Below are 13,068 nucleotides of genomic sequence, written 5' to 3'. Positions count from 1 at the left end.
TACGTGGCCGGTTCCGACGACGTGTTCTTCGCCGACGGCGACGTCGGCCGCGACCTGGCCGCGGTCGACTGGGCGGCGACCCCGCTCGGCCCGCCGTCCGGCTGGCCGCAGAGCCTCCGGACCGCGGTGGACATCCTCGTGTCGTCCCGGTTCTCGATGTGGATGGCCTGGGGCCCGGACCTGACGTTCTTCTGCAACGCCGCCTACCGGCGCGACACGCTGGGCCGCAAGTACCCGTGGGCCCTCGGGCGGCCGGCGAGCGAGGTGTGGGCCGAGATCTGGGACGACATCGGCCCGCGGATCGCCACCGTGCTCGCCACCGCGCAGGCGACCTGGGACGAGGCCCTGCTGCTCTACCTGGAGCGGTCCGGCTATCCGGAGGAGTCGTACCACACGTTCTCCTACAGCCCGCTGCGCGACGACGACGGCGTCGTGGTCGGCATGCTGTGCGTGGTCCGCGAGGACACCGACCGCGTCATCGCCGACCGGCGGCTCTCGACGCTGCGCGACCTGGGCTCGGACCCGGCCGTCGTGCGCACCGAGCAGCAGACGCTGGCCTTCGCCGGCCGGCAGCTCGACCGCAACCGGCGGGACCTGCCCTTCACGCTGACCTACCTCTTCGGCGACGACGGCGTCGTCCGGCGCGCGGCCTTCACCGGCATCGCCGCGGACCACCCGGCGGCTCCCGCCACGCTCGCCGCGGACGATCCCGCCGCGGTGTGGCCCGCCCCGCCCGGCGGCGAGTCCGTGCTCGTCGACCTGGCGCCCTTCGCCGAGCTGCCCGCGGGCGACTGGCCGGAGCCGCCCACCCAGGCGCTGCTGGTCCCGCTGGCGCGACAAGGCGGCACGCCGTACGGCTTCCTGGTGGCCGGGCTGAACCGCTACCGCGCGCTGGACGAGAGCTACCGCGGGTTCGTCGAGCTGGTCGCCGGGCACCTCGCGGCCGGCATCGGCGGCGCCCGCAGCTTCCACGCCCAGCAGCGGCGGGCCGAGGAGCTGGCCGAGCTCGACCGGGCCAAGACGGCGTTCTTCTCCAACATCAGCCACGAGTTCCGCACCCCGCTCACCCTGATCATGGGCCCGCTGGACGAGCTCCGGGCCCGCGTCGGCGGCACCGACGAGCGCACCGGCCGGGAGCTGGACGTCATCCACCGCAACGGGGTGCGGCTGGGCAAGCTCGTCAACACCCTGCTGGACGTCTCCCGGCTCGAGGCCGGCCGCATGCAGGCCCGGTTCGAACCGGTGGACCTGGCCGAGGTCACCGCCGAGCTCGCCGGGGTGTTCCGCTCCGCCATCGACAAGGCCGGGCTGCGCCTGGACGTCGACGGCCCGCCGCTGGGCGAACCCGTGTACCTCGACCGCGGCCTGTGGGAGAAGGTGATCTTCAACCTGCTGTCCAACGCGCTGAAGTTCACCTTCGACGGCGCCATCACCGTCACGATGCGAGCCGACGGGGACCAGGCGGCCGTCACGGTCGCGGACACCGGGATCGGCGTCCCCGAAGGCGAGCTGCCCCGGTTGTTCCAGCGGTTCCACCGCATCGAGAACGCCCGCGCCCGCTCCACCGAAGGCAGCGGCATCGGGCTGGCGCTGGCCCAGGAGATCGTCGACCTGCACGGCGGCACGATCACCGCGAGCAGCGTCGAGGGCGCGGGCACCACCTTCACCATCCGACTGCCGTTCGGGTCCGCGCACCTGCCCGCGGAGGCGCTGATCCCGGCGGGTGGCCGCACCGAGGCCCCGGACGCCGCCGCCTACGTCCACGAAGCCCTGCGCTGGCTGCCCAGCACGCCCGACGCCGACGGCGAGACGCGGCCCCTCTCGGCCCCCGCGTCGGCGACGCGGGTGCTCGTCGCCGACGACAACGCCGACATGCGCGAGTACCTCACGCGGCTGCTGAGCGACGCCGGCTACCAGGTCGACGCGGTCACCGACGGCCAGGAAGCGCTGGAAGCGGCCCGGGCGACGGCGTTCGACCTCGTGGTCAGCGACGTCATGATGCCCCGGCTCGGCGGCCTCGAGCTGGTCGCGGCGCTGCGCGAAGACCCGCGCACCGCGTCGATGCCCGCACTGCTGCTGTCCGCCCGCGCCGGGCAGGAGGCCTCGATCGAAGGCCTGCGCGCCGGCGCCGACGACTACCTGATCAAGCCGTTCGCGGCGGCCGAGCTCCTCGCCCGGGTGCGGGCCAACGTCGAGCTCGCGCGGCTGCGCACGCACCAGGCCCGCTGGCGCACCGCGCTGGTCGATTCGCTGCAGGAGGCCTTCTTCGTCTGCGACGCCGACGGCGCGGTGATCGAGATCAACGCCGCGTTCACCGACATCCTCGGCTACAGCACCGACGGGCTGCCCTACCACCCGGTGCACCCGTGGTGGCCGAGCGCCGAGACCGATCCCGAAGGCTATCGAGCGGTCGACGAGGCGTTCGCGACCCTGCTCGGCCGGACCCACGGCACCTACACGATCCCGGTCACCCACCGCGACGGCCACCGGCTGTGGGCGCGCGCCGCGTTCGCCCAGGCCCAGGACCCGGACACCGGGCGGGCCGTCATCGTCGGCACCTTCCGCGACGTCACCGCCGAGCACTACGCGATCCAGCGCGACAGCGCCCTGGCGTCGATGAGCACCCGGCTGGCCGAGGCGACGACGCTGACGGACGCGATGGCCGGCGCGTTGAGCGAGCTGAAGGACCTCTGGCGCGCCGAAGGCGTCGTCGCCTCGGTGTTCGGCGCCGGTGACGAACCCACGCGCACTTACGCCGACCCGCCCGTCACCTGGGAAAACCTGCCCGACGACCAGCGCCGCGCGCTCGGCGAGCTGCGGCAGGGCTCGCTGCTGGCCCCGGTTTCCGGCCACACGTGGTCCGGGACCGTGCTCGAACACCCCCACGGCCGGCTGGCGCTGCTGATCGACCTGGGCGACCGCCGCCCGTTCACCGACGAGGACCGGCTGCTGCTGTCGCTGCTGGCCGGCCACATCGGGCCGAGCCTGGGCCGCGCGCACCAGATCGACCAGCAGCGCGAGACCGCGGTCGCCCTGCAGCGGGCCATCCTCGGCCCCGCCGACCTGCCCACCGGGTTCGCCGTCCGCTACGAACCCGCGACGCGGCCGCTGGAGGTCGGCGGCGACTGGTACGACACGGTCACGCTGTCCGACGGGCGCATCGGGATCGTCGTCGGCGACTGCGTCGGCCGCGGGCTGCACGCGGCCGCCGTGATGGGGCAGCTGCGCAGCGCGTGCCGCGCGCTGCTGCTGCAGGACCCGCGGCCGGCGCACACGCTGATGGCGCTGGACCAGTTCGCGGCCAAGCTCGACGGCGCGTTGTGCACCACCGTCTTCTGCGGCGTGCTCGACCCCGGGACCGGGCAGCTGACCTACAGCACGGCCGGGCACCCGCCGGGGATCCTCGCGCTCTCCGACGGCGAAACGCTGCTGCTCGAAGGCGGCCGGTCCGTGCCCCTCGGCGTCCGCCCCGGCCGCCCGCGCCCCGAAGCCGTCCACACCATCCCCGCCCGCGCGACCCTGCTGCTGTACACCGACGGTCTCGTCGAGCGGCGAAAACGGTCGCTGGACGAAGGAATCGAGCGGGCCGGGCAGGTCCTGCACGACGGCCGGGTGAACGCGGTCGAGGACCTGGCCGGCGACCTCATGCGGCGCCTGGCGCCCACCGCGGGTTACGACGACGACGTCGCCCTGCTGCTCTACCGCCACCCCGGGCCGCTGGAGGTGAGCTTCCCGGCCGAGGCGGGCGAGCTCGGCCGCGTGCGCAAGACGTTGCGCACCTGGCTCGGCCAGTGCCAGCTCGACGCCCAGCAGGCGCAGAACGTCCTGGTCGCGGCGGGCGAAGCCTGCGCCAACGCGATCGAGCACGGCCACCGCGACACCCCGGGCGACATCGTCCTGCTCCGCGCCGAAGCCTTCGCCGACAGCCTGCGCCTCACGATCGCGGACACCGGCCGCTGGAAGGCGGCGGACGCGGCCCCCGGTTCCTCCCGCGGCCACGGCATCACGTTCATGCGCGCGATGATGCAGGAGGTCACCATCAACACCACCGCCACCGGTACCACCGTCGACATGCTGACCAGGATCGTGTGATGACCACTCCGCTTTCACTTGTCCCGCAACGACGTCCCGACGGCACCACCGTCCTGGCCGCCGGCGGTGAGATCGACATGAGCAACGCCCCGGCGCTGGCCGCGGCGCTAGAGGAGACCACGGAACTGCTCGTCCTGGACCTGACGGACGTCGAGTACCTGGACAGCGCGGGCATCGCGGTGTTGTTCGACCACGCCGACCACCTGGAACTGGTGGCTTCCCCGTTGCTGTCCCCGGTGCTGACGGTATCCGGCCTGAGCGAGGTCGTGAAGGTCCACCAGCCTCGCCAGTGACCCGGAGCGTGCGTCGACCTTGCGCCGACGCACGCCCCGGGGGCCGTCAACCGACCTTCTGGATCTTCGCGTTGCGGATGAGCTGCTTGCCGGCTTCGTGGATCTGGTTGAAAGCCGTGTTGTTCAGGAGCGCGCAACTGCCGGAGGTCGACGTCACCGGGACGGTGATGGACTTGCCGTTGTCCAGGTTGGTGACCTTCAGCATGGTGCCGACGGCGAACTGGTTGCTGGACGCTGCGGGGGAACCGGCCTCACCGGAGAGGGTGACGGTGGAGCCGGCGCAGACGGTCTCAGCATTACCGGCGGCCTGGGTCTCGGTCGCCTGGTCGCCATCGGTGGCCTGGTTGCTTGCGGTGGCCGGGTCGCCCGCGGCGGTTTGGGCGCCTTCGGCGGCCTGGGCAACACAGTCGACCGCGACGGCGGCCGCCTGGTCCACGGCCTCCTGACCGGCGGCGTCCTTGGCGTTCGCCTTGGCCTTGCCCTTGTTCTTGGCTGCACCCTTCTGATCGGCTGCACCCTTCTGATCGGCCGCACCGTCCTGCTGGGCCGTGCCGTTTTGGTCAGCTGCCTCGCTCTGGTCGGCGGCCATGCCGTTCTGGTCTACCTGGGACTGGTCCGCCATGCCTTGCTGGTCGGCCATCCCGTTCTGACCGGCTGCACCGTTTTGGCCGCCTGCACCCTTCTGGCCGGCTGCACCGTTCTGGTCGGCCGCACCGTTCTGCTGGGCCATGCCGTTTTCGTCGGCCGCCCCGGCCTGGCCGGTGGCCATGCCGTTCTGGTCGGCCGCCGCGTTGGGATCGGCCTGGGCCACACAGCTCAGGACGGCCGCGCAATTCTGGAGGGCGGCCGCGTTCTGGGCTGCCGCGTCCTGCTGGCCGGCCGTGCCGTTCTGCGCCGCACCGTTTTGGTCGGCGGCCTCGTTCTGAGCTGCTGCCTGGTTCTGGCCGGCCATCCCGTTGTCGGCAGCGCCGTTGTTGTCGGTGGCCTGGTTCTGGTCAGCCATGCCCTGCTGGGCGGCCATACCGTTCTGATCGGCCGCACCGTTCTGCATACCGTTCTGGTTGCCCATGCTGTTCTGGTCTGCCGCGCCGGCTTGGCCGGTGGTCGCGTTCTGCTGGGCCATGCCGTTGGTGTCCGCGGTCGCGGCTTCCTGGGTCAGGCACTGCTGCACGACCGCGCACGCCTGGTCGGCCGCCGCGGCTTGGTCCGCTGCCGCGGCCTGGTCGGCTGCTTCGGACTGGTCCGCCTTGCCGTTCTGGTCGGCCATCCCGTTCTGCGCCGCGCCGTCTTCGGCGGCTGCGCCGTTCTGGGCAGCCATGCCGTTCTCGGCCGCGTCGTTCTTGCCGGCCGCATCCTTCTGGGCTGCGCCGTTCTCGCCCGCAGCCGCGCTGTTCTTGCCTGCTGCGCCCTTCTGGGCTGCGCCGTTCTCGCCCGCCGCGCTGTGCTTGCCCGCGGCACCGCTCTTACCTGCCGCGCCGCTCTTGCTCGCGGCACCGTTCTGGTCAGCCATGCTGTTCTGCTCGGCACCGTTGTCGCCGGCCGCGCCGTTCTTGCCCGCCATGCCGTTCTGCTCCGCACCGTTGGCCTGACCGGCCATGCCCTTCTGGTCGGCCACCGCGACCTCGTCCGCGGCTCCGGCCACCGCTGCGCAGTTGACCGCCGCCTGGGTTGCCGTTACCGCTCCCTGGCAGCCCGCGTCCTGCCTGCGTTGCTGGATCTGGTCCACCACCGCCTGGCGGTTGGCTATGCGGGCCGGGGACTGGGCGTCCGGGGTCAGCTGCTGGCTTGCTATGAAACCCAGGTTGTTCTGCAGTGCCGTGTCGAGCCCCGTGCAGTTCTCCGTCGCCGCGTTGCTTGCCGGGCTGCTCAGGGCGATCGCCGTCGCGGTCGCGGCCGCTACTCCCAGCAGGGCGACTAGTCCGATCGTCGCCGGTTTGCGGTGTCGTCCGGACGTGCGCAAGTGGGGCATCAGCCCCTCCTTTCGGGTCGCCACCTCACCACTGCACACGGCGGGGAACACCGGGCGGTTCAGCCGGGTTTGCCCCACTTCTGTCCACTGTGGACCATGTCAAACGGGTGTGATGAAAACCGGGTCTCAGCGCGAGTGCGCGGCGAAGAACCGCCACAACAGCGTGTTCGCGTCGATCTCGTGGGTGGTGTTGCCGTTCTCCGGCTTGGCCTGCGGGGAACCGGGCCAGGTGTGGCCGCCGTCGGCTACGGTGTAGAGCTGCACGTCGCAGTACGTCGTCAGCGTGACGTGCGTGCTCACCTGGGTGGTCGACGGGCCGGTGCCGCAGCCGTCGATGGACGCCCAGCGTTGCTGCGCCACCGGAACCGAGTACTGCCAGAGGTCGGTGCCGCCGCCGTCGTACGGGTTGGTGGCGTCCTGCTTGCCGTGGAACGCGATCACCGGGACCGGCACGCCCGGCCGGCAGGACGCCGGATCCGGGACGGACGTGTTCCCGGGCGTCGGCCGGCCCGCGCGCAGCCCGGCCACCGGGGCGATCGCGGCGATCCGGTCCGGCCGCGCGCACGCGAACGCCGACGTCATCCGGCCGCCGCCGGAGTACCCGGTGAGATAGGTCCGGTGGGGGTCGGCGCACAGCGTGCCGGTGAGCGTCGTGATGACCTGGTCGAGGAAGCCGACGTCGTCGCGCGCCCCGGCCGGTGGCGTGCCGACGCCGGGGACGTTCCACGAAAGGCCGCCCTGGTACGAGATCGCTCCTTCGGGGAACGCCGCGAGGTAGCCGTCGGCGGCCGCGGCCATGTTCGAGTAGCTCAGCTGGCCGGCGCCGGTGCTGCCGCTGCCGTGCAGGTTGAGCACGAGCGGTGCGGTCGCCGGGGCGTTCGCGGGAACGTAAACCGTGACGGGGTAACGCTTTCCGGCGTAGTCGACCGGGACGACGGACTGTCCGGGGGTGCGCGGGCAGGCCGGTGGCGGACCGCTGGGGAGCGTCCACCGCTGGTTCGTCTGGTTGTTGCACGTCCACAGCTGCAACGGCGTGCCGTCGGTGCTCGACTGCCCGGTGACGTCGAGGCACCCGGCCGTCGCCGGGTTGACGAGCCGGCCGGAAGTGCTGTCGTAGCTCCACTTCTGGTGCGTGTTGCCCAGGCAGCTCCACAGCTGGATCGGGGTGCCGTTCGCGGCCGAGCCGCCCTGGACGTCGAGGCACTTCCCGAGCGCGCGGATCGTGCCGTCGTCCTGGACGGTCCAGTTCTGCGCGCCGGACCCCGTGCACGTGCTCAGCCGGATCCGGGTGCCGTCGGCGGTCGCGCCGCCGGTGACCGTCGCGCACTTGCCGGCCAGGCCGGTGAGCGGGCCGGCGGTCGCCGCGTGCGCCGCGGGGGCGGCGCAGAGTGTGGCGGCCGCGATCGCGAGGACGAGGATGGGTTTGAGGTACAAGGCGAACTCCGTTCCCGAGATCAACCGCTTAAGCACCGGTCTTGTCAGTAGAACAGCGGTGTTATCGCCGGTCAATGATTGTCAATGAGCAGGACAAGCCGCGGTGGATTGTCACGGGATGTCTTGACAGGGGATACGCCGGAGCTGTCATTCTTAAGCGCTTAATACGCCCTCACCGCAGAGGAGTCAGCCTGTGTCCCCACGCTTGCGCAAGACTCGTACGATCCTCGCCGCGGCCGCGCTCGTCGCCACGGCCTTGGCCACGCCCGGCGCCGCCGTCGCCAGTCCCCGGGCCGGCGGCACCCTCAACTACCTCAAGCAGATCTCCGGCCAGTACACGATCGCCGGGCAGCACAACAAGGAACCCGCGAACCAGCCGTCGTTCTACACCGGCAAGGCGCACGACATCACCGGCCAGTACCCCGGCCTGTGGGGCGGTGACTTCTTCTTCGGCGGCTCGGACGTCGCCAACCGGCAGGCGGTGATCGACCAGGCCAAGCTCGAATGGAGCCACGGCGCGGTCGTGACCATGACCTGGCACATGTGCCCGCCCACGCAAGGCAGCTCGTGCGACTGGTCGTCCGGCGTGATGAGCAAGCTCAGCGACGCCCAGTGGAGCGAGCTGATGACGAACGGCTCGAACCTCAACAACCGTTACAAGGCACGGCTCGACGAGATCGTGCCCTACCTGCAGCAGCTGCAGAACGCGGGTGTCCAGCTGCTGTTCCGGCCGCTGCACGAGCTCAACGACAGCTGGGCGTGGTGGGGCGGGCGCCCGGGCCTGGGCGGCAGCGCCGGCCTCTACCGGATCACCCACGACTACCTGGTCGGCAAGGGGCTCACGAGCATCGTGTGGGACTGGGCGGTCAAGGACGTCAACATGGGGTCGATCGCGAGCTACTACCCGGGTGACGGCTACGTCGACGTCGCGGCGCTGGACGTCTGGATGAAGGCGAACTCGTCCTCTTCGGACTACCAGGCGATGCTGAACGTCTCGCACGGCAAGCCGATCGCGCTGGGGGAGACCGGGACGATCCCGTCGCCGGAGCTGCTGGCGTCGCAGCCGAAGTGGACGTACTTCATGGAGTGGTCGGAGTACCTGCAGGGCAGCAACTCCAACGCGGCCATCCAGCGCACGTACTTCGACGGGCGCGTGCTGGTGCTCGGCGAGATGCAGCGCGGCTGACGTCCCGGGTGCCGGGAGGCGCTCCCGGCACCCGGTTCACCGCAGCAACCGCGGGATGACTTCGGCCATCGCGCCGGCGAGCAGGTTTTCGCCGGTGACGTTGGGGTGCTGGTGGTCGCCGGCGTCGTACTCGGCCGCCATGCGCGCGGGGTCCGCGGCGGAGCGGAGTACTGCGTCGAAGTCGGCGTACTCGTGGCCCGACGTCCGGATCCAGTCGTTCACCGCACGGCGGATCAGCTCCCGGTCGTCGCCCAGCTCGGGCGCCATGGGCGTGATCGTGGCGAGCGCGACGCCGAGCCCGGCCGCGGTCGCCCGGTCGACGAGCTGCCGGTAGGCGTCGATCTGCTGCGCGGCCGTGGGCAGCTCGCCGAGCGGCGCGTGGTCTCCCGGGAGGCCGATGTCGTTGCCGGCGTGGGCGAGCACCACATGGGTGACGCCGCTGGTGCCGAGGACGTCGTCGTCGAACCTGGACAGCCCGGACCGACCCCAGGACGGGTGCGCGGACGGGGCGTCGTGCCGGATCCGGTTGCCCGGGATCCCGCGGTTCAGGACGGCGATCCGCGCCCCGGCGGGAAGCCGCGCGGCGGTGAGCTGCGGCCAGCCCATGGTGGTGATGGACGCGCCGAGGCACACGATCACCGCGGCGGCCTCCGTGCCGCTGACCTCGACGGCGCGCAGGAACGGCCCGCCGGACGGCAGGGACCACCCGGTCCCCTCGGACGCGAGTCCAGTCTCGGCCGCCGGGAACCGCCGCGAACCCACGACGTCTCCCGGGGTCGTCGAACGCTGGAACCGGAACCCGTTCGCGGTCGCGTAAGGCGTCGGTTCGGGCAGGTAGAGGTCGACTTCGACGTGGTCACCGTGGCCGACGGCCAGCTCGACCGGGTCGGTCCACCGCGACTCGCCGGCCGGGATCTTCGTGGTGCGCTGCCCGTCGAAGGTGACGTCGAGCCAGCGGCCGCCGACGCCGATCGCGCCGTGGCCGATCACGGCGGGCTCGTCCCCGAACCGGTTGCTCAGCTCCGCCCGGACGTGGTGGCCGCCGATGCTCGCGGGCACCGTCATGCGGACGGTGACGTCGGCGAAGGGCGGCTCCTCGTCTTCGCCGCGGAAGTCCGTCATCGCCTGGGTCCACGTCGGCTGCCATCGCATGCCGCCAGTCTGGAACGGCATTCCATTGCTGTCAAGATCACGAGGTGCGCTACGACCATCGCACTATCGGATGTCAGTCTTCGGTGCGATGCCGGGCCCGGGCGCCGGCTCTACCGTCAGGACATGGACATCAGGGGAGTGGTCGGGACGGTGGTTCTCTGCGGCGCGCTGGTCGGCGTCGCCGGGTGCTCGAACCCGACCGGCAAGTCGTGGGCCATCACCTACGAGGTGACCGGGCAGGACAACGGGACGCTGGCGAAGGTCGGCTACGCGAACTCGCCCGACCGCTACAAGGACGAGGTCGCGCAGCAGAGCGTGCAGGGGCCGGTCGGCGTGCCGTGGAAACAGGACGTGGTGGTGACCGCCGGCCAGAAGGCGGAGATCACCGCCACGCCGACCGGCGGCCTCACGCTCACCTGCCGCATCCTGCTCGACGCCCAGCGGGAGCTGGCCCGGGCCACCGCGCCGGGGCCCGGGCAGCCGGTGTCGTGCGCCAAGACCACCGACTCCTGACCCTCAGTCGTTGAGGCAGCGCAGCACCGGACGAGCGGTCAGCCGCGCCGGATCGAGCTGGTAGCGCGTGGTCACCCGGATCGTCGCGTGGTCCCCGGGCAGCAGCGTGAGCAGGCACTGGTCGGCTTCGGCGTCGGGAGCCAGCCGGTCGGCGAACACCGCCAGCTCGTGGACCAGGGACCGCGCGGTGACGGTGATGTCGTAGCCCGTCGCGGTCCGGGTGACGGCAGTGTCGAACCGGGGCTCGGGGTAGGCGATGTCGAGGTCGTCGGCCAGGAACCGGATCGCGCGTTCGGTGCCCGTGTCGGCGACCAGCAGTTCCTGTGCCGGGTCCCCGGCCACGCCGACGTCGCCGAACGGCAGCGTCACGGTGTCGCGCGGGGGCACCCGGACCGTCGTGCCCGTCTTGGCGAGGATCTCGCCGTCCACGGTGAGCCGGCGCAGTTCGAGGGGGGCCTCCCAAGCGGCCGCGGAGTCGTTGACCAGGATCGCGACCGGGCCGCCGTCCCGCTCCTGGATGGTGATCAGGCGGTCGGCGTAGGCCTCACGCAGCGCGTACCAGAGCGGCTTGCGCCGCTCGGCGCCGTCGATCGCGCTCCACGACGTCACCGGCCAGCAGTCGTTGAGCTGCCAGACGATCGTGCCCATGCAGTGCGGCCGGTGCCCGCGGAAGTGCTCGATCCCGGTGCGGATGGCGCGGGCCTGGGTCACCTGGGTGAGGTAGTGCCAGTCCTCTGTGGACGCCGGCGCGGCGAAGTGGTGCGCGAGCCCGCGGGCGAGCTTTCCGTTGCCGTCCTTGGCTTTCTGGTGGTGCAGGATGCCCGGCGACTCCGGCGTCAGCGGGTCGTCGTGGACGGCCGCGGTGAGCGTGGCCCAGGCGGGCGGGGCCTGCCAGCCGAACTCCGAGACGAACCGGGGGACGCGTTCGAGGTAGCCGCTGAAGTCGCGCTCGTTCCAGACGTCCCAGATGTGCACGCAGCCGTGGTCGTCGTCCTGGGTGTCGCGGGCCGGGTCGCCGGACCACGGGCTGCCGGGGATGTAGGGCCGGGTCGGGTCCAGCTCGCCGACGATGTCCGGCAGCAGGTGCTCGTAGTAGCCGGCGCCCCAGTCGCGGTCGGCGAGCTCGGTCCGCCAGCCCCAGTGGAACCAGCCCATGTAGTTCTCGTTGTTGCCGCACCACAACGCGAGTGACGGGTGCGGCGTGAGCCGGACGACGGCCTCGCGGGCTTCGGCCTCGACCTCGCCGCGCAACGGCTCGTCCTCGGGGTAGCCGGCGCAGGCGAACAGGAAGTCCTGCCACACCAGCACACCCCGCCGGTCGCAGGCCGCGTAGAAGTCGTCGCTTTCGTAGATCCCGCCGCCCCACACGCGCAGCAGGTCGATGCGGGCGCCGGTGGCCTGGTGGACGCGGCGGTCGTAGCGGGCCGCGTCGATCCGGTGCGGGAAGCAGTCGTCGGGGATCCAGTTGGCACCGCGGACGAACAGCGGGACGCCGTTGACGCGGAAGGTGAACGCGCCATCCAGGTCCTCGAGGTCGATGGTGCGGAAACCGATCTCGCGCGACCACGTGTCCACAATGGACCCGTCGGCGGCTTCGAGGGTGACGGTGAGCGGGTGCAGCGGCTGCTCGCCCAGGCTGTGCGGCCACCACAGCCGCGGCTGCTCGACGGTCAGCGACATCGCCGACCCGGTGGGACCAAACACTTCGACACCGCCCACCCGAGCCCGCAGCACGAGGTCGTCGGAGCCGTCGACGGTGGCGTGGATCTCGACGACGCCGTCGCCCGAGGGGGTGACCGACACCAGCGGCCGGACCTGACGCAGCCGGCCGACGTCCCAGACGTCGATGGCCGCGGTCTTCCACAGGCCCGCGGTGACGAGCTTCGGCCCCCAGTCCCAGCCGAAGTTGCAGGCCATCTTGCGGATGAAGTTCGACGGCTCGTCGTTGCCCAGGTTGGGCAGGTCCCCGAGGCGACGGCGTTCGGCGCGGGCGTACCGGACCGCGGAGCTGAACGTGACGGCGAGGGTGTTGCCGTCGGCGAGCAGGTCGGTCACCGGGACGCGGTAGGAGCGGTGCATGTTGACGGTGGTGGCGATGACGTGGTGGTTCAGCTCGACCTCGGCGACGGTGTCCAGGCCGTCGAAGACCAGCTCGACGACGCCGGGCGCGGCCGGGCGGTCGAACGTCGTCTCGTAGCGCCAGCCGGTGAGGCCGATCCACTGCAGTTCGTTCTCGTTGCGGTCGAGGTAGGGGTCGGGGATGAGCCCGGCGGCGAGCAGGTCGGTGTGCACCGTGCCCGGCACGGCCGCCGGGATGCCTTCGGCGAGCCGGCGGGCCAGCTCGATCGGGACGTGGGTCAGAGGTCCGCAGGCGCGCAGCGTCCAGTCGCGGGCGCCGAGGTCGATCCGCACGGGTGGGTCCCTTCTGG

8 protein-coding genes are annotated in these 13,068 nt (G+C 71.8%); 4 read left to right on the top strand and 4 right to left on the bottom strand.

Annotated elements, in window-relative coordinates; genetic code table 11:
• The first annotated feature begins 3 nt into the window (after positions 1–3).
• Entirely contained in the window at positions 4–4,092 is a 4,089-nt protein-coding gene (locus OHS58_RS20095; protein ID WP_328649419.1) for a SpoIIE family protein phosphatase, read from the top strand.
• A complete protein-coding gene (locus OHS58_RS20090) occupies positions 4,092–4,385 on the top strand; it encodes an STAS domain-containing protein (RefSeq protein ID WP_247049910.1) in 294 nt (97 codons plus the stop codon). Before OHS58_RS20095 ends, OHS58_RS20090 begins: the two co-directional genes overlap by 1 nt.
• A gap of 46 nt (positions 4,386–4,431) precedes the next feature.
• Here OHS58_RS20090 and OHS58_RS20085 read toward each other — a convergent pair whose 3' ends face one another.
• Entirely contained in the window at positions 4,432–6,354 is a 1,923-nt protein-coding gene (locus tag OHS58_RS20085) for a hypothetical protein (protein ID WP_328649418.1), read from the bottom strand.
• A gap of 126 nt (positions 6,355–6,480) precedes the next feature.
• Positions 6,481–7,788 (bottom strand): extracellular catalytic domain type 1 short-chain-length polyhydroxyalkanoate depolymerase, encoded by a 1,308-nt coding sequence (locus tag OHS58_RS20080; RefSeq protein ID WP_328649417.1) that lies wholly within the window; start codon positions 7,786–7,788, stop codon positions 6,481–6,483.
• A 193-nt stretch (positions 7,789–7,981) separates the two neighbouring features.
• Here OHS58_RS20080 and OHS58_RS20075 point away from each other — a divergent pair, with 193 nt between their 5' ends.
• Positions 7,982–8,974, top strand: coding sequence for a glycoside hydrolase family 26 protein (locus tag OHS58_RS20075; RefSeq protein WP_328649416.1), 993 nt, complete (start codon positions 7,982–7,984; stop codon positions 8,972–8,974).
• 36 nt (positions 8,975–9,010) lie between these two features.
• Here OHS58_RS20075 and OHS58_RS20070 read toward each other — a convergent pair whose 3' ends face one another.
• Complete coding sequence (locus OHS58_RS20070; protein WP_328649415.1) at positions 9,011–10,126, bottom strand: GDSL-type esterase/lipase family protein; 1,116 nt, start codon at positions 10,124–10,126, stop codon at positions 9,011–9,013.
• 123 nt (positions 10,127–10,249) lie between these two features.
• Between OHS58_RS20070 and OHS58_RS20065 the strand changes: the two genes are divergently transcribed.
• Entirely contained in the window at positions 10,250–10,639 is a 390-nt protein-coding gene (locus tag OHS58_RS20065; protein ID WP_326948261.1) for a hypothetical protein, read from the top strand.
• Between the two features lie 3 nt (positions 10,640–10,642).
• Here OHS58_RS20065 and OHS58_RS20060 read toward each other — a convergent pair whose 3' ends face one another.
• A complete protein-coding gene (locus OHS58_RS20060; protein WP_328649414.1) occupies positions 10,643–13,051 on the bottom strand; it encodes a glycoside hydrolase family 2 protein in 2,409 nt (802 codons plus the stop codon).
• Positions 13,052–13,068: the final 17 nt, after the last annotated feature.

Origin of the sequence: Amycolatopsis sp. NBC_00348 (assembly GCF_036114655.1) — a bacterium.
Classification (GTDB): Bacteria; Actinomycetota; Actinomycetes; order Mycobacteriales; family Pseudonocardiaceae; genus Amycolatopsis.
The sequence above is the reverse complement of the archived record's forward strand: the minus strand, read 5'-3'. Positions and strand labels throughout refer to the sequence as shown.

Bases quoted from the DNA above. Each gene is read 5' to 3' on its own strand.
- OHS58_RS20085 (WP_328649418.1), bottom strand. From the start codon at position 6,354: ATGCCCCACTTGCGCACGTCCGGACGACACCGCAAACCGGCGACGATC.
- OHS58_RS20090 (WP_247049910.1), top strand. From the start codon at position 4,092: ATGACCACTCCGCTTTCACTTGTCCCGCAACGACGTCCCGACGGCACC.
- OHS58_RS20070 (WP_328649415.1), bottom strand. From the start codon at position 10,126: ATGCGATGGCAGCCGACGTGGACCCAGGCGATGACGGACTTCCGCGGC.
- OHS58_RS20065 (WP_326948261.1), top strand. From the start codon at position 10,250: ATGGACATCAGGGGAGTGGTCGGGACGGTGGTTCTCTGCGGCGCGCTG.